At 33.0% G+C, this 25009-nt stretch carries 18 protein-coding genes; 8 read left to right on the plus strand and 10 right to left on the minus strand.

Features of this window, described 5'->3' with window-relative positions; genetic code table 11:
• The 4 genes from GMC_RS18845 to GMC_RS0102925 all read left to right on the plus strand — a co-directional run.
• Positions 1 to 310: group II intron maturase-specific domain-containing protein (locus GMC_RS18845; protein WP_010520722.1), on the plus strand; the 310-nt coding region annotated here is incomplete at its 5' end.
• Positions 311 to 438: 128 nt separating this feature from the next.
• Entirely contained in the window at positions 439 to 1002 is a 564-nt protein-coding gene (locus GMC_RS0102915) for a Crp/Fnr family transcriptional regulator (RefSeq protein ID WP_010520723.1), read from the plus strand.
• A 59-nt stretch (positions 1003 to 1061) separates the two neighbouring features.
• Positions 1062 to 1640, plus strand: coding sequence for an NAD(P)H-dependent oxidoreductase (locus tag GMC_RS0102920; RefSeq protein WP_010520724.1), 579 nt, complete (start codon positions 1062 to 1064; stop codon positions 1638 to 1640).
• Between the two features lie 304 nt (positions 1641 to 1944).
• Positions 1945 to 3708: a T9SS type A sorting domain-containing protein gene (locus tag GMC_RS0102925; protein WP_010520725.1), complete on the plus strand. Its 1764-nt coding sequence runs from the start codon at positions 1945 to 1947 to the stop codon at positions 3706 to 3708.
• Between the two features lie 468 nt (positions 3709 to 4176).
• Here the strand turns inward: GMC_RS0102925 and GMC_RS0102930 are convergent, their stop codons facing one another.
• Entirely contained in the window at positions 4177 to 4596 is a 420-nt protein-coding gene (locus tag GMC_RS0102930; protein ID WP_010520726.1) for a DUF1573 domain-containing protein, read from the minus strand.
• A gap of 123 nt (positions 4597 to 4719) precedes the next feature.
• Here GMC_RS0102930 and GMC_RS0102935 point away from each other — a divergent pair, with 123 nt between their 5' ends.
• Positions 4720 to 7359, plus strand: a complete 2640-nt coding sequence (locus GMC_RS0102935; protein ID WP_010520727.1) for a valine--tRNA ligase — start codon at positions 4720 to 4722, stop codon at positions 7357 to 7359.
• 502 nt (positions 7360 to 7861) lie between these two features.
• The gene (locus GMC_RS0102940) at positions 7862 to 13870 is read left to right on the plus strand and encodes a T9SS type B sorting domain-containing protein (protein WP_010520728.1); all 6009 of its coding nucleotides are present in this window, start codon (positions 7862 to 7864) and stop codon (positions 13868 to 13870) included.
• An 83-nt stretch (positions 13871 to 13953) separates the two neighbouring features.
• Here GMC_RS0102940 and GMC_RS0102945 read toward each other — a convergent pair whose 3' ends face one another.
• The 3 genes from GMC_RS0102945 to GMC_RS0102955 all read right to left on the minus strand — a co-directional run bounded on the left by GMC_RS0102945 (position 13954) and on the right by GMC_RS0102955 (position 18646).
• Positions 13954 to 17172, minus strand: a complete 3219-nt coding sequence (locus GMC_RS0102945; protein WP_010520729.1) for a cytochrome b5 domain-containing protein — start codon at positions 17170 to 17172, stop codon at positions 13954 to 13956.
• Between the two features lie 96 nt (positions 17173 to 17268).
• Positions 17269 to 18009 (minus strand): protein disulfide-isomerase, encoded by a 741-nt coding sequence (locus GMC_RS0102950; RefSeq protein WP_010520730.1) that lies wholly within the window; start codon positions 18007 to 18009, stop codon positions 17269 to 17271.
• A 19-nt stretch (positions 18010 to 18028) separates the two neighbouring features.
• The gene (locus tag GMC_RS0102955; RefSeq protein ID WP_010520731.1) at positions 18029 to 18646 is read right to left on the minus strand and encodes a hypothetical protein; all 618 of its coding nucleotides are present in this window, start codon (positions 18644 to 18646) and stop codon (positions 18029 to 18031) included.
• A 125-nt stretch (positions 18647 to 18771) separates the two neighbouring features.
• Here GMC_RS0102955 and GMC_RS0102960 point away from each other — a divergent pair, with 125 nt between their 5' ends.
• Positions 18772 to 19113: a winged helix-turn-helix transcriptional regulator gene (locus GMC_RS0102960; RefSeq protein WP_010520732.1), complete on the plus strand. Its 342-nt coding sequence runs from the start codon at positions 18772 to 18774 to the stop codon at positions 19111 to 19113.
• Between the two features lie 43 nt (positions 19114 to 19156).
• Here the strand turns inward: GMC_RS0102960 and GMC_RS0102965 are convergent, their stop codons facing one another.
• The 6 genes from GMC_RS0102965 to rsfS form a co-directional block, all read right to left on the minus strand.
• The gene (locus GMC_RS0102965; protein WP_010520733.1) at positions 19157 to 19423 is read right to left on the minus strand and encodes an acyl-CoA-binding protein; all 267 of its coding nucleotides are present in this window, start codon (positions 19421 to 19423) and stop codon (positions 19157 to 19159) included.
• Between the two features lie 8 nt (positions 19424 to 19431).
• Positions 19432 to 20082 carry a phosphatidylserine decarboxylase family protein gene (locus GMC_RS0102970; protein ID WP_010520734.1) on the minus strand — a complete coding sequence of 217 codons (651 nt, stop codon included), beginning with the start codon at positions 20080 to 20082 and terminating at the stop codon, positions 19432 to 19434.
• Complete coding sequence (locus tag GMC_RS0102975) at positions 20072 to 20878, minus strand: phosphatidate cytidylyltransferase (protein ID WP_010520735.1); 807 nt, start codon at positions 20876 to 20878, stop codon at positions 20072 to 20074. The genes GMC_RS0102970 and GMC_RS0102975 overlap by 11 nt, the downstream gene beginning before the upstream one ends.
• 4 nt (positions 20879 to 20882) lie before the next feature.
• Positions 20883 to 21488, minus strand: a complete 606-nt coding sequence (locus GMC_RS0102980; protein ID WP_010520736.1) for an LUD domain-containing protein — start codon at positions 21486 to 21488, stop codon at positions 20883 to 20885.
• A gap of 85 nt (positions 21489 to 21573) precedes the next feature.
• Positions 21574 to 23538 (minus strand): ATP-dependent zinc metalloprotease FtsH, encoded by a 1965-nt coding sequence (gene ftsH, locus GMC_RS0102985; RefSeq protein WP_010520737.1) that lies wholly within the window; start codon positions 23536 to 23538, stop codon positions 21574 to 21576.
• Between the two features lie 19 nt (positions 23539 to 23557).
• Entirely contained in the window at positions 23558 to 23929 is a 372-nt protein-coding gene (gene rsfS, locus GMC_RS0102990) for a ribosome silencing factor (protein WP_010520738.1), read from the minus strand.
• Between the two features lie 193 nt (positions 23930 to 24122).
• Here rsfS and GMC_RS0102995 point away from each other — a divergent pair, with 193 nt between their 5' ends.
• Entirely contained in the window at positions 24123 to 24851 is a 729-nt protein-coding gene (locus GMC_RS0102995; RefSeq protein ID WP_010520739.1) for a biotin--[acetyl-CoA-carboxylase] ligase, read from the plus strand.
• The last annotated feature ends 158 nt before the right edge of the window (positions 24852 to 25009 follow it).

The raw sequence follows: 25009 nt of genomic DNA on the forward strand, positions 1-25009 counted from the left end.
AAATATAAGAAAAAAGATTGCCGATAAGTTAGGAGAACTCAAAGTTCATAGGATGAATTCAAATAATATTGTGGGCATTGCTAAAATTCTTAATCCAATGATTAGAGGATGGATTAATTACTACGGTAAATTCAGAAAATCCATGCTTCATGGAGTCTTCAAGCTATTGAACAATCGTTTAGTGCGATGGACAAGAAAAAGGTATAAGCGTTATAATACAAGTTTAAAAAGTGCTTACCGGTGGTTTAATAGAATTAAGGAACAATTTCCTAATCTATTCTACCACTGGAGTATGGGTTATACCAATTGAAAACGTTAATTTAGATTCGTACATCATAAGCCGAATGAAGGGAGACTTTCAAGCACGGTTCTGTGAGAGGCTTAGGGTGAAAATCCCTTTGCCTACTCGATTACGAGACGTTGGCAGTAATTAGAAAAATGAGAGACTATTTAGAAACATATAACATACTGACTAAGGACGAAATTGATTTGTTTGAAAAAAAAGTTACCTTTAAAAGATTAAAAAAAGGAGACTTTTTCATCAAAGAAGGCCAAATATCTAAAGAAGTTGGTTTTGTTATATCAGGATTATTTAGGTCTTTCTATTATTCATCATCGCAAGAAGAGGTAACATATTGCTTTACTTTTTCTGATACCTTTGTAAGTGCCTATTCTTCATTTTTATCTCAAGAAAAAACAGTAGAAAACATTCAAGCTTTAACTGATATTGAACTATTAACTATCTCTAAAAACGAAATTCTAAAATTAGAACAATCAAGTACTAATTGGTTAAGGCTTTTTAAATTTATAGCTGAACAAGAATACATCAAAATGGAAAAAAGAATTTTTTTGTTACAAAAAGAAACAGCTAAACAACGTTATCGTGATTTATTAAATAATCAACCTGAACTTTTACAACTAATACCTCTGAACTATCTTTCTTCTTATTTGGGTATCACGCAAAGACACTTAAGTCGAATAAGAAAAATGATTTCGAATTAGACATATGTCCTTTTATGAAAATTTGATTGTTTCGTTCTTTGTTACAAGCATAGAACAAAATGAAAAGTATATTGATAGTAAACGGACATCCAGACAAAGAAAGTTTTAATTATGCTTTGTCTGATGCATACAAGGAAGAGGCAAATAAGACAAATGTAACATTAACTCAAATTAATATTTCAGAATTAGATTTTAATCCTAATCTAAGATTTGGATACAGAAAAAGAACTGAATTAGAACCTGATTTAATTGATGCAATAGAAAAGATAAAAAAGGCTGACCATATTGTATGGTTTTTTCCAATGTGGTGGTATGGTTATCCAGCATTAATGAAAGGTTTTATTGATAGAATATTTCTTCCAGGAATAACATATCAACCCATACCTAAAAAAGCATTACCACAAAAACTCTTAAAAGGAAAGACAGCAAGAATAGTTATAACCGCTGATGCACCTAAATGGTATGACTACTTATTTATGAAAAGTCCAACTATCAACCAGTTCAAAAAAGGAACATTAGAGTTTTGCGGAATTAAACCTGTCAAAGTTACATACATCGCTCCTATGAAGAACTCAACTATTGAGTTTCGAAAAAATTGGATAAAAAAAATAGCGTTACTAGGTGAAAAACTAAAATAACTACTGCCAACACATAAAGCATTCGTCTTGCCGATAGGCCAGAGATGAATGCGATGTTGACTGACTCGGTGGTGGATCTATGGGGAATTTAAGCGTCCAAATTAATGAATGGTCAATTATAATTTGCAAAAGCCAAGCAAATAAATCGATATTGAGTTAAATTATAATATTTGGTGCTATAAATTTAATTTAGCAATTAAAGTAAAATTAATTGTAGATTTGATTTATATTACTATTAATATTTATTCTTATAATTAATTGATAGTTAAATTTTTAAAGAAGCTTCTGTTTTAAGTCGTACAAAATGAAAATTATTTTTTACATAGCCTTCGTTCTAAGTTTTATTCAGGCACAGTCGCAAACTATGTTGACTAAAATTTATATCGAAGATCAGGTTTCTGCTTCTTCTAAAATTATAGAAGGAAAGGTTTTGGAGAAACGTTGTTATCGAGATGCACAAACGCATCATATTTATACAGCAAACATCATTGAAGTTTATAAAGATTTTTATAATTCAAGTACTTCTGAATTAATTACCATTATTACTAAAGGAGGAACGCTTGGTTTTGAAATGGAAATGGTGACTCCAAGTTTACAATTAAGTGTAGGCGATACGGGAACCTTTTTTTTGCAGGATACAGAAATGAAGTTGGATGGTTTGGAGGCTAATCGTGCAGTATTTAAAGTATTTAGTGGTTTACAAGGGTTTTATAAATATGATCGAGCATTAAATAGTGTAAAAAACCCATTTTATACTTTTTCAAGTATTGATAATAACTTCTACACTACATTAGTAAGTTTGACCAATAAAAAACCTAAAGTATTAAAGACTTTAAATAAAACAGCACAAAAAAAATTAAGTTCTGTTGCTATAACTTCATTTAACCCAACTATGGTAAGAGCTGGTATTGGTCAAACTGTGCAAATTAATGGTACTGATTTTGGAACTCGTATTGGAGCAGTTGCTTTTGAAAATGCTGATTTAGGAGGAGGTTTGTCTAATTTTAAAAATGTTGATGTTGAGTCTATTATTAGTTGGACGGAAACTGCGATAGAGGTAGCAGTACCAAGTTTTGCAGGAACAGGTAAAATTAGAGTTACTACTGATGGCGGTAGTGATACGTTTATTTCTGCCGATGATATTAGTATTCCTAGCGCAGAATCAAGCGCTAGGTTTGATACTGATAATGATGGAAATGTTGATTTTTTATCCAGAGTTAATTTAGTTGGTATAAATAATGAAAAAGGGTATGTGTGGGCGTATAATGAGAATTTTAACAATAATATAGCAGCAACCAGAGCGTTTGAAAAGTCCGTAGAAGAGTGGGTATGTACAACCGGTATTAATTGGACGGTAGCATTGGATGCTAGTGATTTAGATATTACTGCAAATGATGGAGTGAATTTAGTTCGATTTGTGTCAGCATCGGCTTCGAATAATGATGAAATTGAATCTGGAACTTTAGGGGTAACAACGAGTTATTTTTCGGGATGTCAAAACAATTTTGGTCAAATAAATTCTTATTTAGAGGGTGCAGATATGACCTTTAATGTTGATGTGAACTGGAATTTTTCTGAAGATTCGCCAAGCAATGTTCAGGTTGATTTTCAGGGTACCGTAACGCATGAATTGGGGCATGCGCATAATATGGGACATGTAATTAGTTTAGGGCAATTAATGCATTTTGATACTCCAATTGGTTTAAGTAGTGCCACCAGAGTAGTTGATGAAGATACGGAGATTGGAGCACGAATGAATTTAGACTTTTCAAGGTCAGGAGTATTTTGCCCAGGGACAAATGAAATTACTAACAAGGTATGTGATAGTTTATCCATAAGAGGGTTCAATTATAATAGGGATTTTACTATATATCAGGAGAATGACACGCTGTTTGTAAGGTCATCGATAATGATTACTAAGCTTTCAATTTTTGATATTAATGGTAGGGTATTGATGACAGAGGCTAATAAAAAAGAATTGATAACCTCCTTCCTTTCTAGCGGAGTTTATATTTTAGTAATTGAGTTTGAAAATGGGGATTTAGAATATCGAAAACTCAGTTTCTAGCTTCTGTTTTTTTAAATAGTTAACGCATTTACTTCAGCTACAATTTAATTTTATTGATACGTTGTCCAAGTCTTTAAAGGGAAATAAAATCAGGGTTAATTTATACCGTTTTTGATATTAATACCATTACCTGTTTGAATTTATCTTAAAGAAAAATGATGGATGTATGAATTATACAAATCAGAAAAATCAGCATAGCTTGTGTTACGGTTCTTTTTATGTTAACGTAGAATTTCTAAAGGTGTATTTTAATTCGGTAAACTCATATAGGTAATGGTATAAATTACTCATCCAAAATAATTTAATCCTTAATGTTAGAATGTCAACTTAGTCGCAATAAAATTTATCTTTAAGAAGTTCAAGGTTAAAACAGCGTAGTTTTGAGAGTTCAAAATATTGTAAATACTGGTAAATAAAAAAGATGCCGAATGGCATCTTTTTTTTGTAGGATAACGCGGATGTTACCACTTATTTTTTTTCAGTGATTGTTCCTTTAATTTTTAAAGGGAATGGCACTGAATCTGCATTGCTATATACACTAATGGTTTTACGGATAGGACCTACTCTTTTAGTATCATATTTAACTTCAATTTCACCTTTTTCTCCAGGAGCAATAGGGTCTTCAGGTTTTTTTGGAATAGTACATCCACAGCTGGAATATACTCTTGAAATAATTAGCGGGGCGTTACCAGTATTTGTAAATTCAAATTTACGAACACCATCTGCTCCTTTTTCTATAGTTCCGTAATCAATTACTTCAGTTTCAAATTTAATTTTTGCACCGTCTTCTTTTTGCGTTTCAACGGCAGCATCTTTTGTTTCAGAATCTTGAGCAAATGCTCCAAAACTAATAAAACTTACTAGAAATAGACTAATTAATTTTTTCATGTTTAAAAATTTAATTCAATGTAAATGTAATTATTTTTTTGACAACTTCAAGGCGCATTAAACCTTTCAAGTTGTTAATTATATAGTTACTTTTGCTACTTGTACTTCAAATATCAGACCAAAATGGCTATAGCAGCACAATACGACTCAAAAATAGTAGAAGAAAAATGGTATAACTACTGGATGAAGCATAATTATTTTCATTCGGAAGTTGATGAAAGAGAGCCTTATACCATTGTAATTCCACCACCAAATGTAACAGGAGTATTGCATATGGGGCACATGCTTAACAATACAATTCAAGATGTATTGATCAGGAGAGCACGTTTACGTGGCTACAATGCGTGTTGGGTACCAGGAACAGACCATGCATCTATTGCTACTGAAGCTAAAGTAGTTGCTCGGTTAAAAAAACAAGGTATTGAAAAAAGTGATTTAACACGCGAGGAGTTCTTAAAACATGCCTGGAATTGGACGGAGGAATATGGTGGTGTTATATTGGAACAACTTAAAAAATTGGGAGCATCTTGTGACTGGGAACGAACAAAGTTTACGCTGGATGATGATTTGTATCAATCAGTAATTAAAACTTTTGTTGATTTATATAATAAAGGACTAATTTATAGAGGTTTTCGAATGGTGAATTGGGATCCGGAAGCACAAACTACATTGTCCGATGAAGAAGTTATTTATGAAGAAAAACAAGGCGCTTTATATTATGTTAAATATCAAATTGAAGGAAGTGGCGATCATTTGGTAGTGGCAACTACAAGACCTGAAACCATTTTTGGAGATACTGCCATTTGTATTAATCCCGATGATTCTCGATTTTCCCATTTAAAGGGGAAAAAAGTTTTAGTACCTATAGTAAATAGAGTCATTCCTATTATTGAAGATACTTATGTGGATGTAGAATTTGGAACTGGTTGTTTAAAAGTAACGCCCGCTCATGATGAAAACGATAAAGTATTGGGTGACAAACACCAATTGGAGGTAATTGATATTTTTAATAATGATGCCACTTTAAATGCTTTTGGTTTGCACTACCAGGGGAAAGATCGTTTTGTGGTACGTAAAGAGTTTTCAAAAGAGTTGGATGAAGAAGGGTTTTTATTTAAAACGGAAAACCATATGCACAAAGTAGGAACGTCCGAACGTACTAAAGCGGTTATTGAACCCAAACTATCCGACCAATGGTTTTTAAAAATGGAAGCGCTAGTAAAACCTGCTATTAAAGCTGTTCTTGGTGACGATGCCGATATTGCTTTGCATCCTAAAAAGTTTGAAAACACCTACAGGCATTGGATGGAAAATATTCGTGATTGGAATATTTCACGTCAATTATGGTGGGGACAGCAAATACCTGCATATTATTACGGACAAGGGAAGGAGGATTTTGTTGTTGCAGAAACGATTGATGATGCTTTAGCATTAGCAAAGAAAAAAACAGGTAATCAAGCATTAGAAATTACCGATTTAAAACAAGATGAAGATGCATTAGATACTTGGTTTTCTTCATGGTTGTGGCCAATGAGCGTTTTCAATGGAGTAAATGATCCTAATAATAAGGAGTTTAATTATTATTATCCAACCAACGACTTGGTTACGGGGCCTGATATTTTATTTTTTTGGGTGGCTCGAATGATTATTTCAGGTTATGAGTACACAGGCAAGGCTCCTTTTAAAAACGTATATTTAACAGGATTGGTTCGCGATAAGCAGCGCCGAAAAATGTCCAAATCATTAGGAAATTCGCCGGATGCGTTAAAGTTAATTTCAGATTATGGAGCTGATGGTGTGCGTGTGGGGTTACTTCTAAGTTCCGCTGCCGGAAACGACCTGATGTTTGATGAAGATTTATGTAAACAAGGAAAGTCTTTTGTTAATAAAATATGGAATGCGTTTCGATTAATTAAGGGATGGGAAGCCGATGCAGAAGCTAAACCTCAACCAGAAACCGCTGTAAAAGCTATTGCTTGGTACAAAGATAAATTTCAGTCAATATTAGTGTCAATTGATAGTAATTTTGAAAAATATAGACTAAGTGATTCGCTAATGTCAATTTATAAATTGGTGTGGGATGATTTTTGTAGTTGGTTGCTTGAAATGGTAAAACCAGCTTACGGGGAGTCAATTGATACCAAAACATTAGCCGATGTAATTAAATTGTTGGAAGATAATTTACGTTTGTTACATCCGTTTATCCCTTTTGCTTCTGAAGAAATATGGCAAAATATTACTGAGCGTACTTCCGCGGAAGCATTAATTATAAATACTTATCCAAAACAGGTAGGTTATAAGGATGAGTTACTGAAAAATTTTGAAATTACTCAGGAAATTATATCAGGAATCAGGACGATCCGTAAGGATAAAAATATATCGTTCAAAGAAACTATTGATTTGCAAATTATAAATAACGAAGCTGTTTCAGAAGATTTTAATTGCATTATCAAAAAGTTAGGGAATATTGAGTCGTTAAGTTATGTTACTGAATCTCCTGAGGGAGCACTTTCATTTCGTGTAAAATCTAATGAGTATTTTGTGCCTTTAAAAGGTGCTATAAATGTAGCCGAAGAGCTTGAAAAATTAAAAGAAGAGTTAAAATATACCGAAGGATTTTTGAAAAGTGTGTCAAAAAAGCTTTCTAATGAGCGTTTTGTAGCTAATGCCCCTGAGCAAGTGGTAGCCAATGAACGAAAAAAAATGCAGGATGCTCAAGCTAAAATTGAAACCTTAAAATCAGGGATCATGTCATTGTCATAGGAATTTTTAAATAAAGCGAGACGGTTTAAAACACTTTATTCATTATTGGTAATCAAATAATAATTAAAAACTTTATGAAAGTTATACAAGTTTTTGATTTTAAAGTGTTCTAATAAAAACTAAGATGCTTTTTTGAACTATCAATCAGAAAATAACCATTTTACAAGGGAAATTTAATATTAAAAACGGTGTTACGGGAATAATGTAGCTTAAATATTGCATATGCGCTGCTGATGCACAATTAAAAAATTCATTTTATGTGAGTATCTAAAGCAGCATCAGAATAATTTATTACAAAAAATAAGGGCTGGGAATTTCTCATGCTCTTATTTTTTGTAATAATAATCTTATCTTTTTACAAAGGGCAGTTCTTTTATCTGTATTTTTGAGTTTTTTAACGATAATGTTAATATTTTGTTTGAATTTTTAATAAAGCAAATTATTTGTTTAACTTATTGTTTTTCAGAGTAATGTGTAACTATTTGTTTTAAAATTTCCTCAAATGAAGAATAGATATCTGCTTTTATATTTTTGCTTTTTTGTAAGTATTTTGGACTTACAAGCACAAACACTTACTGTTGATGATACTCAAAATGTATCTCAATTAATTAACACCTCGTTATTTGAGGTTGCAGGAACTTGCGAACCCTCGTTTAATGAAAGTTCTCCAATAAATGGTTCCAGTGAACCTACACCAATTGCAAGTTTTGGTGCTTTTTCTGCTTCGGGGAATAGTGGTTTTGATTTGTCCGAAGGTGTCGTATTAGCAACAGGAAGGGTAAGTCAGGCTAATGCAAGTACCGCAGGTATTGGCGATGGTACGGTTACTTGGGGAGGTAGTTCGGACTATGAGAATGCTCTTGGACTTTCGGCGGATACCACGTTTAATGCTACCGAAATTGAATTTGATTTTTTAGCCTTGCAAAATAATATTGTTTTCGATTATGTTTTTGCTTCCGATGAGTATGCTTCAGGAAGCGCAAATTTTTGTTATAATAATGACGGAGTGGTTATTTTAATTAAAGAAACGGGGAGTAGCAGTCCATTTCGTAATATTGCTCTTACGCCTGACAATCGCCCTGTAACTGTAGCTAATATCCATGAAGAAGGTGTAGGGGCAACACCAGAAACATCGTGTCCTGCTGAAAATGAGGCTTTATTAGCAAACGGTGGAGCAAGATCCCCAAGTACGCAAATTAATTACACACAGTATATTCAAACATTAAGCGCCAATACAAATACGGTATTAGGAACTGATTATACAGTAAAAATTATTATTGCTGATGGCGGAGATTCATTTTCGGATTCGGCAGTTTTTATTCAAAAAATAGTTAATGAATTGTCATTAGATTTAGGAAAGCTCGAAGGTAGTGTTTTTACACCAGGCGATATTAATGATTGTTCATCAACCGTAACCTTAAGTCCTGAACAAACATTTCCTGCCTCAGCACAATATTTATGGACTAGTAGTGCTAACCCAAATTTATCTGAGCGTACGCAAACTATTAATGTTTCGGAAAGTGGAACTTATACTTTAAGTGTGCAATTGAATGCTTCATGCGCAATTGAAGCGAGTATTGCAGTAAATTTAGCTGATACAAACCAAGGAAATGAGATGACTCCGCTATCGGAATGTGTGGCAACCACTGCAACTTCAGCAGTTTTTGACTTACAGGTGAAAGATAGTGAGGCATTGATGGGCAGAGATACTGCATCAACAGTTACTTATTTTGCCAATTTAGCTGAAGCTGAAAGTGATTCAGGGACAGCAATTGAAAATCCAAATTCGTACACAGCCAGTACTAATGATATTATTTATGTGACTGTTGTGGAGCCTTCGGGGTGTAAATTTATTTCAAATTTTGAAATCATAGTCGGTCAAGGTGAAGTTATTGACAACAGTCCAAGAGCGTTTGTTGTTTGTGATTCCGAATTGGTAGTGGGGGATACTGTTTTTGATGCCGATGGGTTTGAAGCCGTTGAGTTGACAGACATAACGGCGGAATTTTTTTCGAATCTTTCAGGAAGTTTTATCTATTACGAGGACGCTGAATTAACTACTGAGGCTAATGAAGCACAATTATATTCAGGGACTACTATAATATATGCCCAAAATACTTCGCCAACAGGCTGTTTAAGTAATGCAATACCGATTGAAATTGTGATAAATACACCTCCAACTGGGGTGCCATATGACGAAATTGAAGGGTCAAGCGCAATTTTTGAGGAAATTATTATTTGTGATGAAGACCCTAAAGATGGTTTCACCGCGTTTAATTTAGAACCTCTCAGAGATCAAATCCTAGCATCTGGTATTACCGATGTTGCTATTAGTTTTCACCGAAGTGTTGAAGATGCTGCACTAGGTGTTGATCCCATAGCTGATCCTGCTAATTACACTAATGAAGAAGAAAATATACAACGTATAGGTGTTCGAATTGTAAGAACAGGATCGGATTGTCCTATAGTTAGGCCAATAACATTAAAAGCACGTCACTTAATTTCGGACAGTACAATTGAAGAGGAAAATACCTGCGACGATGATGATGATGGTTTTGCAGTGTTTGATCTTTCAGGGAAAAAAGATGAAATTTCAACCGAATTTCAAGTGAGCCTTTATGCTTCACTTGATGATTTTAATAACGACGACCCCATTTCAGATGCAGATTTAAGATCATACACAAATACGGAAGCAAATACACAAACTATTTATGTTCGGTTAATAGATAATGATCCCGTATGTGAGGACAGTGCAACATTCAATTTAGTGGTGTCACCAAGGGTTACAGTAAACACTCCTACTAGTACTTTAACTGTTTGTGATGTGGATACGGATGGTAGAATTAATGGTTTACCAACGTTATTTCAAAACGAAATTGCTGCAGAAATTACTACCGATACAAGCTTGGGTTTAAGTTATTATACCAATCAGGCTGATGCCGAAAATAGTGATGATAATTCCGTGATGGCACTTATGGATGATAATTCTGGCACAAGCGGAAGATACTGGGCAAGAGCAACATCAAATGATGGTTGCATTGCCGTGGTTCCATTTGATTTACAAGTTAATCCAGCTCCGGATGTTTTGCCTTTAGATCCGGTATTTGTTTGTTATGATCGGGTCAACTCAATTCCATTTCAAGATATTTCGCAGCAGGTAACCGTAGCTGCTAAAAATGAATTTGCAGTAAGTTATTTCAATACAGAATCTGCAGCCCTAATGATTCCTGAAGCAATGGGTAATTCAATTCCTACAGCTGATGTAACTAATTATGATATATCATTGGATGAGGATGCTGTAATTTGGGTTAGGTTTCAAAATAGAACAACTGGATGTATTTCAGTATTAGCACAACAGTTCATTATAAATACAATTCCTGTAATTGTTAATAACGATGATTTTTTACTTTGTGTTGCCCCAGGAAATTCCTTAGCAGCTAATTTTAATTTACGCAGTAGGGATGCACTCATTTTGGGTGACCAAACCGATAAATTTATTCGCTATTATGACTCTTCAATAAGTGATGCTAATGCAGGAGGGAGCGATGGCGAAATTATGGATCCTATATTTTCAAGTACCATTTCGGAAATGCCCATTTATTTCAGAATTGAAAATATTGATGATGCTACCTGTTTTATTACAGGGCAGTTCAACCTCAAAATTGAAGAAAATGCTGCCACCAACCCTATTGATCGTTTGATCGAATGTGAGGGAGATACGCCTAGTGTAGCTTTGTTTAATCTGCAAGATGCGGTAGACATTATTACTAATAATGGAGCCATAACAGGTGTTGCTATTAATTTTTATGCTAATGATGCCGATGCAGGTTTTGTTGATTTGAGCGATAGCGCCAATCAAACAGAGCAAGTACCTAATGCTACCGGAGAAAGTTTGCCGTTGGATGGGTATGAAAATCAAACTCCGTTATCTCAGGAAATTGTTGCACGGATTACAAATACAGTTAATGACTGTGTTACTTTTGATAAATTTTTATTAGTGGTAGATGAGCGTCCTGAAGTTGAGCCATTGAGTAATCTTTCTATATGTGATACCAATGGTGATGGAACCGAATCTGTAGACTTAAAGGATGTGGAAAGTACATTTAGATTTAATTATGCCGGTAGGCAAAGAGATTTGGCAGCCACAGGAGGAGTACTTTATTTTAGATCAGAAGCTGATAGGGTAGCCCACACAGAAAGCATGCCGTTAAATATTAACGTTGATGAACCATTTGTGTTAACCAATGCTTTAACAGATATTTATTTAAGAATTACTTCGGATACAGGATGTGTTTTTGAAACATCCTATAGTATTCAATTAAATTCTTTGCCCGTAATTGAAGCAAAAGATATTGAGTTATGTGAAGATGATTTTGGTTCAAATAGTTTTACAATTAATAATCTTACGGAGCTAAATACTCAATTTCAGTTTGTGGACACTGCCAATCCTGTAAATGAAAATGTGATTGTGCGTTACTACACTGATGCGGCAGGTACAAGTCCTATTGTAGGTAGCTATACTAAAAGCAATACTGATGTTGAAATATATGCTGATGCATTTAATACGGTAACATCATGTGTATCCAATATTATTGTTAGGTTAGGCTTAATTGCTCATCCTATTCCAACGGCAACATTGCCTGATTCATCGGATTTAATTGTTTGTGATTTGGATGGAACGTTGGATGGCGTGACTGACTTTGTTTTTGCAGATTTAGATACTGCTATTTTAAGAAGTCAAAATAATACGAGTTTTGCGGTGACGTATCACGATACTATGGAGGATGCGGAAGCTAGTATTGCTCTTGCAACTCTTAATAGAGCTACTACCAAATCCTACGTGGCAAAGGTAACCAATCTAAATACGACTTGTTATAACACGGTGTTATTTGACGTTACGGTAAATGCAATACCGGAAATTGAACCAATTACTCAAATGCTTGAACGTTGCGATGTTGGTAATGATAATTTGGAATTATTTGCATTAAATTCCATTGAAACAACTTTAGTTCCAATAGCTGGGGCGGCAACTGATTTTACAGTGCGTTATTTTACTGCAGCGTCTCGTACTACTGTTAGTGAAATTACCGGAGCAAATATTAGTCAGTTTTCTGTAAATAGGTTTGGAGCGCAATTGATCTACATTTCCTTAGTTTCAAATACGAATCCTAACTGTACGTATGATAGCGAGTTTAGAATTAATATGATTGAGCTTCCTCAAATTAATGAAACTACAGCTAGTATAAAGTTTTGTGAAGGGGAATTATTTGAGTCGCAAAGGGCTAATTTAAATTCTTTACTCATTCCCAACCTTTCTGATGCAATGGTAAGTTACCATACGGATATTACAGCGGATTTAGCTTCGGAAATTTTGGATGCAGATCCTGTACCTAATGGGGAAATCTTTGTAAAATCTACAAGTAATGCCACTGGTTGCGAAAATATTGTGCCAATTACCTTGGAGGAAATTAGTTTGCCTACAATTAATGATATAAGCTTGGCAACTAGAACCGTATGTGATACTGATAATTTTAATGATGGCTTTTTTCCGTTTGACTATACTACTTTAAACGGCGAAATTTTGGGATCACAAAACCCTTCTTTGTTTACTATAAGTTATCATTTGACTGAAATTGATGCAGCTCGTAATAATCCTATAGACACTAATAGTGGAATCAATACAGGAACCTATTATGTAAAAGTTACAAACAACGAAGCTGGTTGTAGTATTACACGTGAAATTGAATTGTTTGTGTCACTTTTACCAAATATTGTGCTTGAGGATGTAGTGTTTTGTGTGAACAGTCCTTCGCGTGTTATAGATGGGGATACAGGTAATGAAAATGATGTGTTTTACCAGTGGACATTTGCTAATGAAGCAGGTGTTCAGGTTAGGCCTACGATTACTGATTCTAAAACCCTAACATTAAGTCCTGCTGATATAGGAACTTTTGTAACCTTAGAGGTAAGAAATAATGCAGCAACAGCCTGTTCAGCATTTAAAACATTTGAAGTGTCTGTATCAGAAAGTGCGGAAATTGTTATTGATGAAATTATTAAAGGTTTTGATTTAAATCAGGTAACTGTTGAGGTGTCTTCGGAAGGAGAATATACTTACGGGTATGATGATCCTGATCCAGCAAACAGCCAAGAATCAAATGTTTTTGAAAATGTATTACCAGGCAAACACACCATTTGGGTATTTGATAAAAATGGTTGTGAACCAAGTATGCAGGAATTTATTTTTATTGATTACTTTCCGTACTTTACGCCAAATGGTAGTGGCCCCATAGAAACGGAAACATGGCATGTGAAAAGTATTGAAGAAATTCCTGGAACACTAGTGTATATATACAATCGCTTTGGTAAATTATTAAAAACCCTTACCAGTAGTAGTGAAGGCTGGGATGGTACATTTAATGGTGTACCTGTACCAACTGATGATTACTGGGTGTTAATTAGAACCCCAGAAGGGGATGAAATAAAAGATCATATAACGTTAAAAAGATAGTGGAATTTAAAAAATAGAAACCCGCGATGCTCTTATAGTTTATTAGTCTAAAAATAAGATGATCGCGGGGTAAAAAACAAAGCTCAACTTAGTGACAAAACAGCTTGCTTGTCATTGCGAGTTGTTTTGTATGTTGATGTTAGTTCATTTTTAAATAGCTCTAATAAGTTATCTAAAGCAAGTTGATGAACATTATCCAAATTTGATTGATAGGATTCAAAGAATTTTAAACCATCCCATAAAAGCTTTTGCACTAATAGTAAAAGTGATTCGTTTTGTTTTTGCTGTTTTACTAATTTTTCCCAATTATCGTTAATTGTTAATTTTTTTAATGAATAAATATCGCAAACGTTTTTCGTTGATTCAACAGTTTTGTTTATTGCCTTAATGGTGCTCTCGTACTCCCTGTTTTGTTGGCCATAAAGTTCCCGAATGATGTCGTGTATGTTTTTTACATATTCGGTTAAAAAGCGATTTTGATTTTCAACCATTAGGGCAATTTTGTAAGGTGTTTTTTCATTTGCATCAGAAAGTATTGTTGTTTTTTTATTCATAAAAGAAAAATCCGCATTAAATGTATTTAACATTTCAGTGCAAAGTTGTAAGGCTTTAAGCCAGCTATTGTATTCTTTGTTTAGTTTAGTTGGTAATTCAATTTTTTTAAGTTGCCCTACGTAATACATACTTAATAAAGATTCAATTTCTTTTGATGTATTATGATTCGCCTTATTGAATTCATGAGTGCCATCACGGCCACTATTATCTATGATTATTTTGTCACCACCAGGATGTATTTCTTTGAACTCAGTAACATCGTATACTTTGTCATTAATGGAAAGCCAATACCCGTTTTTGTCGTTATTCCTATTAACAATGTCAGACAAGTAATAATTTTTTGATCCATCATTTTTTATAAAATTAGGTGATGTAAAAACATCTTGCATGTACCTGTTTTCGGAAAATAGGCTGTAAAACACCTCCTTGACATCAATATGTGAAGAAGCGTAATCGGCGATTATTTGTTTAATGCTATTTAGTATGGATAGCGCAAAACCTGCTTTTCCACAAGTATAGAATAGTCCAGCATTTTCAATATCTGAAGGTGAAATAGCATTGTATAGTTTTGCTGCATGTTCTTTTTGTAAAACAATGTAATCAATCTTTTTATTCTTGGGTAGATTGCTAAATACTAGTTTATTTTTAAGTACCGAAGCCTTTTTATCCAATAATAAATGATCTCTTGTAGCTAAAATATTCAAATTAACGCCATAATTGATCATTAACTCCTTAAGCTCATCTTTAAAAACAATATCATCAATTTGTTTTACACAATAGTATATTGATAATTGCTTTAGCTTATTTTTTTGTTTTAAATCCTTCCAAAATCCTTTAAAAGGGGCTATGCCTGATCCAGCAGCAAAAAGCACCACTTGTTGTTTTTTAATATCTTGAGGTAACGAAAATCGTAATGGTCTGGTTATATTTATTGGGATTTGAGAACTGTATTGTAATTCTTCATTTGTTAAAAAATGAGAACACACCCCTTTGTGTATTTTAGTTTCAGTTTTGGTTTCGGCATTACTAATAGTTAACTCAATTTGGTTTTTATCAAAATTTGATGAAATGCTGTACATTCTTTCATGTTCTGGTTGCAAACAATCTATAAAATGTGGTAATAGCATTTGGGCAACATTTGTTGAAAATGGCACTAACTTTTCAACAAGTTCCAATAATGAAATTTGTTCAGTATAAGTATCAACTTTCATAAAAAGTTTAAGGTGAGGGCAAAGCGATAAAATGTTATTGACATTATTTATTTTTGCCGATAGTAGTATATCAAGCACTGATGCCTCTTCAATAGTTTTGTTGTAATAGGTGTCAAAGTAATTTTTCCATTCCTGGTTAAGAATAATAGGCTCTTTTCCACTAATTTTTAACAGTTCAATTATCCTTAAAACTGTTTTGCTATCGTTTTTTGGAACTACTGAACATCTGTCACCAGGTCTATAAGTAATTCCTTTATTTTTAATATCAAGCGCTACCGTGGTCATATTTTGAGAGATACTTTTTGTTCTTTTAGAAACAAAACCAAAGGGGCATTTCAATTTTTTATTGCTGTATCTTTCAAGTCGGGTAGTTTCAAGCTCGTCATCAACTTCCTCCCAAGTGCGTTCTTTAAAAAGTCCACTAAACCCTCCTATAGTAACTGATCGCCCAACTTTGAAAGCCATTTGTAAGTATCCATAAACTTTTCTTCGGTGCACTCCTAGAAAACCTTTGTCACCAGAATAACTTTCTATAAAAGAATAAAAAGCGCCATTTAATTCTTGATCATTTTGCTGTTTAATGTATTTTGTAATTGAAACCTTATCCACCGCGTTTAAAAAATTGCACCAATGCTCGGGATACCATTCTCTAATAAACAAGGCTTCTTTACCCAAAATAGTATCATATTTGGAGCGCTCAATGAACGTGTCAATTAAATGAAAAAATGGAGATGAGGTTCCGCTAGGTCCCTGTACACCTTCTTTAATAGGTACAGCAAATGGAGCAACAGTTTTTGCCCATACAATGGGATCAACATAAGTTTTACTCCTGGGATTAGGATTAATTTTTAAAAAGCTTTTTTCGGTAACGGTGAGTAATTCTTCCTTTAACTCAATTAGCCCTTTAATGACAGCTTTTTTGTTGTTTTGTATAATTGCGTTTTGAATATCAACAATATTTTTTATGAGCTGTACAGTTTTAAAAGCAATTTCGGTTTGCGTTAAATAAAATACTTGTTCTTCCTGATTATTTACAGTTGGGGTTAATAATTCAAGATTTTCAAGATCAAAATTATTAGTATATTTTTTTTGTTTCCAGTTATAAATAATTAAGTCAATATAGGATAAGAATGGTTGCGGTCTATTAAGCCTTTTAGTAACAATACCCCACGGAATTAGAATTGATTCAGGAATGTCTAAATCTTCATCTCTTTCATTTCTGACATACGCATGAGCAAGGATACTCATTAACATGGATGCGCGGCATAAATACTTATCATCTAATTTTGTAGCATCCAGTAATGCCATTTTTTGAAGCGATATCCGTAACGTTTGATTTTTGTAATGTTTGGGTAATTCGGCAGCTACTTTATCCCATAAGTTATAAGGAGCAGGAAGTTCAGTAATTGGGTTTGAAAGCGGCATAAAACCTCTTTCAAATGACAAAAAACCTAAATTTTCATGTCCATTTCGAGCATTAATTCGTTCAGCATACTTAATATAATTGTGTGAAGGGCTATATGATTTAGTATTCATTTTAGTTAGTTTAGCTTTGTGCTTAAAAAATGTATTACATGCGTTATTATTTGTTATTGGGATTAAGCGGTAGATTTAAATTAGGGGGGAAGTTTTTTAAATTGTTTTGCATTTTAATTCTTCAATTTTGTAAAGAATTTTCGATGTAATTTGTGAAGCATCCAAATAGCCTTGGATAAAGATTTCGGTATGACCATTCATTTTAATGGCACATGCTGGATAACCTTCAAAACCGATTATTTGAGTATTTAAAAATTCCAATTCAATTTTTTCGGATTCAATTTTGCTATTGAGTCTTTTAATGAAGTAATCGATATCTACAGGATAATCTTCTAATAACTCCGCATAAGTGGCATCACTATGAATGTCTTTTCCATATTGAAAAAAAGCAGTTTGTATGTCCGAAGCAAAATCAAAAGTACCTTGCGGATATATTTCTCTCATTATTGACGCAGCTATAGAAGCTTTTTTAGAATCATAGGCGTAATTGCCATTTTCAAGTAACTTTAAAAAATTCTTACCGAATGATCTGCCAGAACGGTCGCTAACATTACTCATGTTATTTTTGATATGATGGCTTATGTATTCCATTTTTAAGCTTCTAAATCCAGCAAAAATTCCACCATTGGCAAGTTTAAAATCAGCTATGTTTTTTAGTTTTGACATAGCAGAATTTATTTCGTTGGAAAACCCATAGCACCATCCACAAAGTGGCTCATAACCATATGTAATTTCAATTTTAGTACTATTGTTTACTGTAGGTGTAATAATTGATGAAAATCTTTTAGTGTTACTTTGCTCTAATATTAAATTTTCTGAGGTGTTTAAATAATTCATAATGATGTTGTGTTAATCGTTAATTTAAGTTATAAGAATGATTTTGCCATTTGAAAGTTTTTTGACTTTGGCTAGCCACAGGAACAAGAAATTCATCAGTATTTGTCAATTGACTTTTTACTGAAAATATTTTCTTTACATGCTGATGAATATCAAATAAGAGTTTTTTGTCAACTGACAAAGGAGAAACGCACGAATAATGAAGCGTTTTTTGGGAAGTCAAACTGTCTTCTTCAAGATGCACAACTGGGAGTTGGTTCTCGTTAAATACAGTCGTAATCATAGCTATAATTTCCTTGCATCTTGAATTGTTTATTTTATTGCAAATACTTGTGTCAATAATTATTAATTCGGGGCGAGAGTAATTAATAGCCATAATCAGGCTAATAAAATAATCGTTAAAGTCTTGGTGTAGTATTTGTTGGGTAATAACAAAATACAAGCAGTTTACTTTAGATAATTCATTTTTTAATTGGTAAAGTTTATTCAGTTTCTTTTCATTGAAAAAATGTTTAGTCAAAAAGTTGTTCTCTAAATTTCTAACATCTTTTTGGGAGGTTAAATCTTTTTTTTGTAGATTATTGTTTGCGTACGTACCTTGTAGCGAAAAGGGACTCATTAATAGAATTTCCTTCATAATAAAGTCATTTTGTGATTAATTGATAATTCAATTTAGCACATAACTTTCGTTAAATCAAGTACTTACTTTATGGTGGGGTACTTACCTTTTGGTTGGTTTTACTGATAATCAAGTAATAAGAGATGGAAAAAAAAGAAAAAAAATTAATTGATACCTGTCCAGTTCGCAAATCTTTGGACATTATTGGAGGTAAATGGAAGTTATTAATTATTGGACAGTTTTTTGGAGCTGAGATGTTGAGGTATGGAGATTTGAAAAAATTAATACCTGAAATAAGTGAAAAAATGCTTAATCAAGAACTTAAATTTTTGTGTAAAGCTAATATTTTGTCAAAAAAAATATTTCATGAAACGCCATTAAGGGTGGAATATGCCTTGACAGATTTGGGTAAACAGGTAATACCATTTATAGGTATGTTAGCTGATTTAGGGAATAAATTAGAAGAGCTGGAAGGGGAGGCTTAATTCTTCTCTTTTGGTTTAAGCTTAGTAACTTGTCAGTAATTAATTAGGATCTAAGATACGTTTTAACAAGTTTTATGTAGCCTAATTTAGCTTCATCTTTGCTTAAACCTCTTACTTGTAAAAGAGCATTCACTTTGAAAGCATTACGTAATTCAATTTCACCAGTTGGGCGGTATAGTCCTGAATCTTCAGTGGCTTGTTTGTAGTAAGCGTAAAACTTTAATTTGATATCAGTGGGAAGCAGCTCGGGATAGCTGTTGGCCTCATCCACAGCTTTCAAAAAGGTGTTGTGTATTTTTTCGCTATCCATATCTTAATTTAGCTTATAGTTGCTAAAATACTTTCGCCTCCACGAACTTTATCGTTGATATTTACATTTATTTTGGTTCCTAATGGTAAAAATACATCCACTCTTGAACCAAATTTTATAAATCCATTATCATCACCTTGAATTACTTTGGTGCTTTCTTTAGCATAATTTACAATTCTTTTTGCTAAAGCCCCAGCTATTTGACGATAAAGCACATTTATTTTCGAATTTTCAATAACCACTGTAGTGCGCTCATTTTCCTCGGAAGATTTTGGGTGCCATGCAACAAGAAATTTACCTGGATGATATTTGCTAAAAAGCACCTTGCCACCAATAGGGTTTCGGGTTACATGAACATTTATAGGGGACATAAATACAGAGACTTGAATTCTTTTTTCTTTAAAAAATTCTTTTTCAAACACTTCTTCAATTACTACAACTTTTCCGTCAACTGGAGAAACTACGGTGGTGTCATCAATTTTTGTATTTCTTTTTGGGTTTCTGAAAAATTGAAGAATGATAACTAAAAAAAAGGCTGCTATTGCGTACAATAGACCTTGAACAATAGTATTATCAATAAAAAAATAGGTTGCTAATGCCAGACTAGTAACTAAGATTAATGTTATTGTAATAATTTTATAACCTTCTTTATGAAACATACGAGATAATTTGTAAATACAAAAATACAAAAGGGCTGGCATATAAAATACTATCTAGACGATCAAATATGCCGCCGTGTCCAGGCATTATTTTGCCGCTATCTTTAACCCCTGCTTGTCTTTTAAATTTAGATTGGATTAAATCACCAATAGTACCAAATACGCTTACTATAATTGCAAGTACTATCCAGTGCAATATGGATAAAGAATTAGAAAAATAATATATTAAAACACCTCCTATGATTGCAGCAAAAAAACCTCCTAAAAATCCTTCAACTGTTTTTTTGGGAGATATTTTTGGATATAATTTATGTTTTCCAAAATTTTTACCTGTCAAATAGGCAAAGGAATCATTTACCCAAATAAGTACGAGCAATCCAATTATAAAAACAGGGCGGTAGTTATTAAACTTATCAAATGGGATAAGTGTTAAATAAAAAAAACAGCTGATAAGATAAAAAATACTTACCACATACTTCTTTTTTTCAAACATAGGGATAATCCGAATAAAAAGAAGGTCTTTTAAAAGGAGTAGTTGTATAAACAATGTGATAAATAAAAAACTCCAAGTAATGGTATCTGGTATTTTTATAAAGTGGGTTGCATAATAGCCTGAAATGAGGATAAGGTATAAAAAAACTTTTTTAAAGTGAATTAAGCGTTGAAATTCATAGAGACATATCAGCGAAAAAGCAAAAAACACACCTAAAAAGGAATATTTGTGGAACAAAATTGATCCAATAAGAATACATACGTATATAAAACCAGAAAATGCCCTGGTATAAAGTTCCTTCATGTTTTTATAGGTCTTCTACCAAAAGTAAGTATAAATTTTTAGCACTACTTCCGTAGGTCAAAAAATTATTTTCTCTTTGTGCTTCAAATAATTGAATTGTAGTAATGTTGGTAGGAATAAAATTATTTTTTCTGTTTTTTATTCCTTTAAGTCCTTCACTAATAGTATTAATGAGTTGACTAGTGTAGGCAATTATTATAAAATTGTCAGGGAGTTCATTTAGTTTTTTTTCTTTCAATTGGTTTGAAGATACTAAAATACCTCCGCTATTACCAATTAAATATTCGCAAGAAGCAAAATAAACAGTTGAATTATTTTTTTTTGTAAAATTTACATTAAAATTAGCGAACTCTGTTTTTAAATCTTCTTCAAAACAACAGATGTCATTACCGTGCCAATTATTTTCCAAAAGAATATTGTCAAAAGTTTGAAAGGCTTCTTTCATGTTTTCGCAATACAAAAATTTGCCGCCTTTTTCCCTGAAGTTGAGCATAAATTGTTCATCTACCGGAAATTCATTTTCGGGCATGTATTTACTTGTTGAAAATGAATCATCATCTTCTTTTTTAGGGTTTTTGCGTGATGAAAAAAGTCTTTTAAACAGACTCATATGTGTTGCTTATAATGAAATTGCGGTATTGAGTTTTCATACCATTAATACAATATAGTAAGAAAACTCAATATAAATCTTAAAATTACTGCTCCTCAGTGGTTGTGGATTCCGTATTTTGAACCAAAGGATTTTCTTTTGTAAACGGTCTTTTTCCAAAAATTTCCTCTAAATCATCCTTAAAAATAACCTCTTTTTCAAGCAATACTTCGGCAAGTTGCGACATTTTTTCTTTATGAGTTTCCAGCAAATCAAGTGCACGCTGAAACTGTGTTTCTATAATGTCCTTTATTTCATTATCAATTAACTCTGCAGTTTTTTCACTATAAGGCTTCACAAAACCACTTTCTCCAGCAGGGTCATAATAAGTAATGTTTCCAACTTTTTTATTTAAACCGTAAATCATTACCATCGCCTTGGCTTTTTTAGTAACGCTTTCCAAATCACTTAAGGCTCCTGTTGAAATTTGATTAAAAATTAACTTTTCAGCAGCACGTCCGCCCATGGTAACACAAATTTCATCCAAAAACTTGTTTGTACGTGTAATATGTGCCTCTTGAGGTAAATACCAAGCAGCTCCTAAAGACCTCCCTCTAGGAACAATAGTAACTTTTACCAAAGGATCTGCATGCTCAAGGAACCAACTTACGGTAGCATGTCCAGCTTCGTGGTAAGCAATGGTTTTCTTTTCTTCAGGTGAAAATAAATTACTTCTTCTTTCCAAACCGCCAACAATACGGTCAACAGCATCTAAAAAGTCTTGTTTGCCAACGGTCTTTTTCCCTTTTCGAGCGGCAATTAAAGCGGCTTCATTACATAGGTTAGCAATATCAGCGCCAGAAAACCCAGGGGTTTGCTTTGCTAAAAAGTCAACATCTAAATTGTCTGCTTTTTTAAGTGGTTTTAAATGTACTTTAAAAATAGCAAGTCGTTCTGTTAAATTTGGTAAATCCACGTAAATCTGTCGATCAAAACGACCAGCACGCATAAGGGCTTTATCCAAAACGTCAGCACGGTTAGTTGCTGCAATAACAATTACATTTGTATTGGTACCAAAACCATCCATTTCAGTCAATAGCTGATTTAGTGTATTTTCGCGTTCATCATTAGAGCCTGACATGTTGTTTTTTCCACGTGCTCTACCAATGGCATCAATTTCATCAATAAAAATTATAGCGGGTGATTTGTCTTTGGCTTGTTTAAACAGATCACGCACGCGTGAGGCTCCTACACCAACAAACATTTCAACAAAATCTGATCCTGATAAGGAAAAGAAAGGAACTTTAGCTTCGCCAGCAACGGCCTTAGCAAGTAACGTTTTACCTGTTCCTGGAGGTCCTACTAAAAGGGCTCCTTTAGGAATTTTACCACCTAGAGAGGTGTATTTCTCAGGATTTTTTAAAAAGTCTACAATTTCCTGAACTTCCTCTTTGGCGCCTTCCAAACCAGCTACGTTTTCAAAAGAAACTTTAACATCGGTATTTTGGTCAAAAAGTTTTGCTTTTGATTTACCAATATTAAATATTTGACCTCCTGGGCCTCCGCTACCACCACCACTCATACGGCGCATAATAAAAATCCACACTCCAATAATAAGTGCAAATGGAAGTAAGGAAATAAGCAAATCTCCCCAAACATTAGTTTCACTGTTGTATTGTACAGGCGTGGTAATGTTATTTGAAGATTTTATTTCGTTAATTGTATTTTCAAAATTTTGAAGATCCCCAAATTCAAATTGATAATCTGCTCTTTCTTTTCCTGAAGCGGTATTTAAAAAGGAATTTCCTGTTTTCTTTTTATGCTTTTCTAGTCTTTTAGCTTCAGTTGTTAAAAAAACTTTTGCTATTCTTCGGTTTACAATTACTACTTTATCAACTTCATTTTCGCGTAAGTAAGTCTTAAATTCCGAAGGAGATATTTCGTTTTTCCCAGCTAAATCACCTTCAAAAAAAGTGATCGCTAAAAAACCTAAAACAACCAAGGCTATAATCCAATAGGAATTAAATTTTGGTTTTTTATTTAAATCTGATTTTTTGGGCTGATTTGCCATATATAATTTTTAACTAATTTTAGTAATTCGATTCAATGAGTGTGCTCTTTGCATCACCCCATAGTTCTTCAATATTATAGGTCTCTCTAATATGTTTTTGGAAGATATGTACAACAACATTAATATAATCCATAAGTACCCATTCGGCATTATCAGTACCTTCAATATTCCAAGGTTTATCTTTAATTGCTTTGCTTACTGTTTTTTGAACAGAACCTACAATGGCATTCACTTGCGTGTTGGAAGTACCGTTGCATATTATAAAATAGTCACATACTGTATTTTCAATTTCTCTTAAATCAAGTATAGTAATGTCTTGTCCTTTAACTTCTTCAATGCCTTTAATGACATGAGCAATCAACAAATCATTGTTTTTTTCTTGTTTCGACATTCAAATTTTTTTAACTCTTTCTTGCATGCTTTAAGCAAATTTAAGAAATTGTGTTTGATTGATGTTTTATAGTCTACATTGCTAATTTACGGTATTCAAAAAAAAGATAAAACCGTTTTTTGATTAGTTATAACAAAGTTATTATTTTTTGGCTTTTAACACCTTTTAATATAAGTAAAGTCTATAATTTTCAATGAAAATAATCAAAGTTGATGCCACACCCTCTACCAATAGTTTTTTAAAAGAACTTTTACGGAAACAAAATATAATTAAACCTACTTGTGTTTGGACTAAAGCACAAACAAATGGGCGGGGGCAAAGAGGTTCAAAATGGCAATCCGAGTCAGGTAAAAATCTTACGTTTAGTGTGTTCTTTGTAACAAATGAGGCTATAAAAGCAACCCCGTTTGTTTTAAATATGCTAACAACATTATCCATAAAAAAAGTTTTAAACAGGTATAATTTGCCACAATTAAAAATAAAATGGCCTAACGACATTTTGTCAGCAAATAAAAAAATAGGAGGCATTTTAATAGAAAATAGCTACCAAAATGGCGTATTGTCCGAAACTGTTATAGGTGTGGGTATAAATATTAACCAAGAGGATTTTACTGGTTTGCCTAAAGCCTCGTCAGTTAAAAATTTGATTGGCATATCGCTTTCGCTAGAAGGTATACTTGATGAAATTTTAAATAGTTTAGAAACTTTTTTTAAAAATTATCAAGAAGAAGATTTTGAAAAAGTAAAGCGAGATTTTGAAGCAGTGCTTTTCCGTAACAAAAAGCCCTCTACTTTTGAGGTTAGTGGAAATCAATTTGTGGGTATTATTCAAGGTGTAAGTAATGGAGGTTTGCTAAAAGTACTTCAACAAGATAATTGTTTAAATTATTATGACGTTAAGGAAATAGCACTGAAATATTGATTTTTAAAATAAAGCAAATCCATAAGCTATAGCTATACTTAAGTTTTTTTCACTGTGTGTAAACAAAAAAATTGATTTTTTACTTAAGAAATTTAAAATTAGTGCCAATGTAATTAAATCGCCCTTGTAGAATACAATAGCCTATGTGTTATATTATT

Source organism: Aquimarina agarivorans (assembly GCF_000218485.1).
Taxonomy (GTDB): domain Bacteria; phylum Bacteroidota; class Bacteroidia; order Flavobacteriales; family Flavobacteriaceae; genus Aquimarina; species Aquimarina agarivorans.

Excerpts from the sequence above, each read along its gene's own strand:
- GMC_RS0102915 (WP_010520723.1), top strand. The coding sequence starts at position 439 with ATGAGAGACTATTTAGAAACATATAACATACTGACTAAGGACGAAATT.
- GMC_RS0102920 (WP_010520724.1), top strand. The coding sequence starts at position 1,062 with ATGAAAAGTATATTGATAGTAAACGGACATCCAGACAAAGAAAGTTTT.
- GMC_RS0102925 (WP_010520725.1), top strand. The coding sequence starts at position 1,945 with ATGAAAATTATTTTTTACATAGCCTTCGTTCTAAGTTTTATTCAGGCA.
- GMC_RS0102930 (WP_010520726.1), bottom strand. The coding sequence starts at position 4,596 with ATGAAAAAATTAATTAGTCTATTTCTAGTAAGTTTTATTAGTTTTGGA.
- GMC_RS0102935 (WP_010520727.1), top strand. The coding sequence starts at position 4,720 with ATGGCTATAGCAGCACAATACGACTCAAAAATAGTAGAAGAAAAATGG.
- GMC_RS0102940 (WP_010520728.1), top strand. The coding sequence starts at position 7,862 with ATGAAGAATAGATATCTGCTTTTATATTTTTGCTTTTTTGTAAGTATT.
- GMC_RS0102945 (WP_010520729.1), bottom strand. The coding sequence starts at position 17,172 with ATGAATACTAAATCATATAGCCCTTCACACAATTATATTAAGTATGCT.
- GMC_RS0102950 (WP_010520730.1), bottom strand. The coding sequence starts at position 18,009 with ATGAATTATTTAAACACCTCAGAAAATTTAATATTAGAGCAAAGTAAC.
- GMC_RS0102955 (WP_010520731.1), bottom strand. The coding sequence starts at position 18,646 with ATGAAGGAAATTCTATTAATGAGTCCCTTTTCGCTACAAGGTACGTAC.
- GMC_RS0102960 (WP_010520732.1), top strand. The coding sequence starts at position 18,772 with ATGGAAAAAAAAGAAAAAAAATTAATTGATACCTGTCCAGTTCGCAAA.
- GMC_RS0102965 (WP_010520733.1), bottom strand. The coding sequence starts at position 19,423 with ATGGATAGCGAAAAAATACACAACACCTTTTTGAAAGCTGTGGATGAG.
- GMC_RS0102970 (WP_010520734.1), bottom strand. The coding sequence starts at position 20,082 with ATGTTTCATAAAGAAGGTTATAAAATTATTACAATAACATTAATCTTA.
- GMC_RS0102975 (WP_010520735.1), bottom strand. The coding sequence starts at position 20,878 with ATGAAGGAACTTTATACCAGGGCATTTTCTGGTTTTATATACGTATGT.
- GMC_RS0102980 (WP_010520736.1), bottom strand. The coding sequence starts at position 21,488 with ATGAGTCTGTTTAAAAGACTTTTTTCATCACGCAAAAACCCTAAAAAA.
- ftsH (WP_010520737.1), bottom strand. The coding sequence starts at position 23,538 with ATGGCAAATCAGCCCAAAAAATCAGATTTAAATAAAAAACCAAAATTT.
- rsfS (WP_010520738.1), bottom strand. The coding sequence starts at position 23,929 with ATGTCGAAACAAGAAAAAAACAATGATTTGTTGATTGCTCATGTCATT.
- GMC_RS0102995 (WP_010520739.1), top strand. The coding sequence starts at position 24,123 with ATGAAAATAATCAAAGTTGATGCCACACCCTCTACCAATAGTTTTTTA.